Source organism: Saccharomonospora iraqiensis subsp. iraqiensis (assembly GCF_000430445.1).
Lineage (GTDB): Bacteria > Actinomycetota > Actinomycetes > Mycobacteriales > Pseudonocardiaceae > Saccharomonospora > Saccharomonospora iraqiensis.
This window is the reverse complement of record NZ_KE387040.1, coordinates 64875-68699: the sequence shown is the minus strand read 5'-3', so window position 1 is coordinate 68699 and position 3825 is coordinate 64875. Positions and strand designations below refer to the sequence as shown.

The window sequence follows — 3825 nt, the reverse complement described above, 5'->3', positions numbered from 1 at the left end:
GGCCGCCCGGCACGCCGCCGATCTCGTCCTCGCCCGCTGTGCGCGGCGCCCGCTGCGCCCGCTCACGCACTGCAACACCGGCAGGCTGGCCACGGTGGCCTGGGGCACCGCCCTCGGTGCGATCCGGGACCTGCACGCGGACGGGCACGTGGAGCACGTCCTGGCCGACGAGACCCGGCCGCTGCTGCAGGGCTCCCGGCTGACCGCGTGGGAGCTGGCCGAGGAGGGCATCCCGTACCGGGTCCTGCCGGACGCGGCGGCGGCCGCGGCGATGGCGCGCGGACTGGTCGACTGCGTGCTCGTCGGCGCCGACCGCGTCGCCCGCAACGGCGACGTGGCCAACAAGATCGGCACCTACGGCCTGGCGCTGGCCGCCGCGCACCACGACATCCCGTTCGTCGTGGTCGCCACGGAGTCCACACTGGACCGTGATCTGCCGGACGGGGCCGGCATCGTCGTCGAACAGCGCCCGGCGACCGAGGTCACCACCGTCTCCGGGGTGCCCGTGGCCCCGGAGGGCGCCGAGGTGTTCAACCCGGCGTTCGACGTGACCCCGGCCGAACTGATCACCGCCGTGGTGACCGAGAACGGCGTGGTGACCCCGGCGCGGTAATTCGCTCGTGGCGCGGCCGGAGGCACCGTAGCGTTGCCGGCGTGGACGACCCGCCGCTGCACACGACACTCGCCCGGCTCGGCCTCCCCGGGGCCGCGGTGCACCGCTTCCCGGACGGCTCCCTGCCGGTGTACGCGGTCGGCGACGACCTCGTCCTGAAGTTCTACCCGGACGACGACCGGGACGAGGCCCGTACGGAGGCGGCGGTGCTGCGGTCACTGGCCGGCGCACTGTCGGTTCCCACGCCGGGGGTGGAGGCGACCGGCACGGCCGACGGGTGGCACTACGTCCTCATGCGCCGACTGCGCGGCCACGGCCTCGACGAGGTGTGGCCGACGCTGTCCCGCCCGGAGCGGGAACGGCTGACCGAACGTCTCGGCGCGGTGCTGGCCGAGCTGCACGGGGTCGACGACCCGGCCGTGGCGGACCTCGGACCGGACGACTGGGCCACCTTCCTCCGGCGGCACCGTGCGGCCGTCGTCGCCGCGCAACGCGGGCTCGGGTTGGCGCCGCACTGGCTCGCACAGATCCCGGACTACCTCGACCGGGTGGATCTCGGCACGCCCGCGCCGGTGCTGTTGCACACCGAGTTCCTGCCCGCGCACGTCCTCGTCCGGCACGACGGTACGCGGTGGCTGCCGTCCGGGTTGCTGGACTTCGAGCCGGCGAGAACGGGCGCCGCCGAGTACGACTTCGTCGCCGTGGGGATGTTCCTCACCCGCGGGGACCCGGTCCTGCTGCGACGGTTCCTGCGCGGTTACGGCATCGCGGAGCATCCGGGCACCGGGTTCGCGCGCCGGTGCCTGGCCTACACACTCCTGCACCGCTACGCCAATCTCCCCGGGTATCTCGCCGCGCTGCCCGCGCCCGCCCGCCCGGAACTGACGGCGCTCGCGGACGCCTGGTTCGGCTGAGCCTGCGATCGCTTCCGACCGCGCCCGGGCGGTGTGCGCACCGTGCGAGGATGAGCCGATGCGGCAGATCGACACCGAGCGGAACCTGGCGAAGACGATCTTCGAGGAGCTGCGCAGCGGCATCGTCAGCGGCGAACTGGTGCCGGGAACCCTGTACTCGGTGCACGATCTCGCCGCGCGGCTCGGGGTGTCCCGGACCCCGGTGCGCGAGGCCCTGATCCAGCTCTCCGAACGCGGCATGGTCCGTTTCGAGCGCAACCGGGGGGCCCGGGTGCTGCAGACCTCGCTGCACGACCTGGAGGAGGTCTTCGCGCTGCGGTTGCTGCTGGAGGTGCCGGCCACCTTCCGCGCCACCGGCAGGCAGGAGTCCGGCTGGGTGGCCGACCTGTCCACGCACCTGGCCGCGATGCGCGCGGCCGCGGACGGGCACGACGAGGCCGCGTTCATGGCCGCCGACCGCCGGTTCCACCACACCATCAACGCGGCGTCCGGCAACCTCCGCCTGGCCGACCACGTCGACACGCTGCGCGACACGATCCTGCTCCGGGGTACGTCCACGGTGGACCGGTCCCGGGGGATGCACGACATCCTCGCCGAGCACGCGCGGATCCACGAACTGATCGGGGCGGGGCAGGCCCGCGCCGCGGCCGAGGCGATGCGGGAGCACCTGCGGCACACCGCGCGGCTGCTGCTCGGGCAGGAGTCGTCCGAGACCGGTGACGCCGAGCCCCCGTTCTCGCTCGACTGGACCGCATTCCCGGGCTGACCCGCGTCGACTCGTGGCCGTGAGGCGTCGACTCGCGGCCACGGGGTGGCAACTCGCGGGCACGGGGTGGCGACTCGCGGGGGCGGTGTGGTTGACGGGTGGTATGCCACATGCCACTCTCACCGCACCGCCGTCGCGCGAGCCTGGACCGGGGAGAGGGCAGCATGACCGAGTATCTGCACGAGACGGTGTTCACCTGGGGCGCCACGCCGCTGAAGTTCGGCGCGGGGGCGGTGGACGAGATCGGGGCCGACCTGGCCCGGCAGGGCCTGCGCCGGGTCCTGGTGATCACCGACCCCGGGGTCGCCGCGACCGGCGTCCCGCGCCGGGTGGCCGATGCGGCCGAGGCCGCCGGGCTCACCGCGGTCGTCTACGACGGCGTGCACGTCGAACCCACCGACGTCAGCATCCGGGCGGCGGTGGAGTTCGCGGCGGAGTCGACCTGGGACGGCTTCGTCGGCGTGGGCGGCGGGTCGGCGCTGGACACGGCCAAGGCCGTGAACCTGTTGACCACCTACCCGGCCGACCTGTTCGACTACGTGAACCCGCCGATCGGGCACGGGAAGGCCCCGGACGGTCCGCTCAAGCCGCTGGTGGCGGTGCCCACCACGGCGGGCACCGGGTCGGAGACCACCCCGGTGTGCGTGCTGGACCTGCTCGACCTCGAGGTCAAGTCCGGCATCAGCCACCCGGCCCTGCGCCCCACCACCGCGGTGATCGACCCGCTGGTGACGCTGTCCGTTCCGCCGGAGGTGACCGCGGCCAGTGGCATGGACGTGCTCTGCCACGCACTCGAGTCCTACACCGCCCGGCCGTTCCACTCGTTCCCCCGGCACACCCCGGAGACCCGGGTCGCCTACAACGGTGCGAACCCGATCTCGGACACCTGGACCGAGAAGGCACTGCACCTGCTCGCCCGCTCGTTCCGCCGGGCGGTGCTGAACGGCGGTGACCTCGACGCGCGCACCGACATGATGCTGGCCGCCACGTTCGCGGGGATGGGCTTCGGCAACGCGGGGGTGCACATCCCGCACGCCTGCGCCTACCCGATCGCGGGCCGGGTGCGGGAGTACCGCCCGCGCAACTACCCCGGTGCGGCGGCGCTGGTGCCGCACGGCGAGTCGGTGTCGCTGACCGCGCCCGCGGCGTTCCGGTTCACCTTCCCCACCGACCCGGACAAGCACGTGGACGCCGCCCGGATCCTGGACCCGGCCACGACGGAACGGCTGGCGGGCACCGACCCGGCCGAATGCCTCCCCGCCGCGCTCACCGCGCTGATGCGCGACATCGGCATCCCGAACGGCCTGGCGGCCGTCGGGTTCGGCGAGGCCGACGTCGACTCCCTCGTGGACGGCACGATGCGGCAGCAGCGGCTACTGTCGGTGGCGCCGCGCGACGTCCCGGACGACCGGGTCGCGGCCATCCTGACCGACTCGATGCGGAACTGGTGAGGCGAGAACTGGTGACCACGCCGCCCGAGCCGCCCACCGCGCCGACCACCCGGCCGGCCGGCGGGCCCGCCACCGACACCG

At 74.0% G+C, this 3825-nt stretch carries 4 protein-coding genes; all 4 read left to right on the top strand.

Going from position 1 to position 3825, the window contains the following annotated elements; all coding sequences use genetic code 11:
- Nucleotides 1–613 (top strand): S-methyl-5-thioribose-1-phosphate isomerase (gene mtnA, locus ACTIR_RS21245; RefSeq protein ID WP_034237914.1); only part of this gene is annotated, 613 nt, incomplete at its 5' end.
- 41 nt (nucleotides 614–654) lie between these two features.
- Complete coding sequence (locus ACTIR_RS0102320; protein ID WP_026453080.1) at nucleotides 655–1527, top strand: phosphotransferase family protein; 873 nt, start codon at nucleotides 655–657, stop codon at nucleotides 1525–1527.
- Nucleotides 1528–1585: 58 nt separating this feature from the next.
- Nucleotides 1586–2293 (top strand): GntR family transcriptional regulator, encoded by a 708-nt coding sequence (locus ACTIR_RS0102315; RefSeq protein WP_026453079.1) that lies wholly within the window; start codon nucleotides 1586–1588, stop codon nucleotides 2291–2293.
- A gap of 164 nt (nucleotides 2294–2457) precedes the next feature.
- Complete coding sequence (locus ACTIR_RS0102310; RefSeq protein WP_026453078.1) at nucleotides 2458–3744, top strand: hydroxyacid-oxoacid transhydrogenase; 1287 nt, start codon at nucleotides 2458–2460, stop codon at nucleotides 3742–3744.
- Nucleotides 3745–3825 lie beyond the last annotated feature (81 nt).

Bases quoted from the DNA above. Each gene is read 5' to 3' on its own strand.
- ACTIR_RS0102310 (WP_026453078.1), top strand. From the start codon at position 2,458: ATGACCGAGTATCTGCACGAGACGGTGTTCACCTGGGGCGCCACGCCG.
- ACTIR_RS0102315 (WP_026453079.1), top strand. From the start codon at position 1,586: ATGCGGCAGATCGACACCGAGCGGAACCTGGCGAAGACGATCTTCGAG.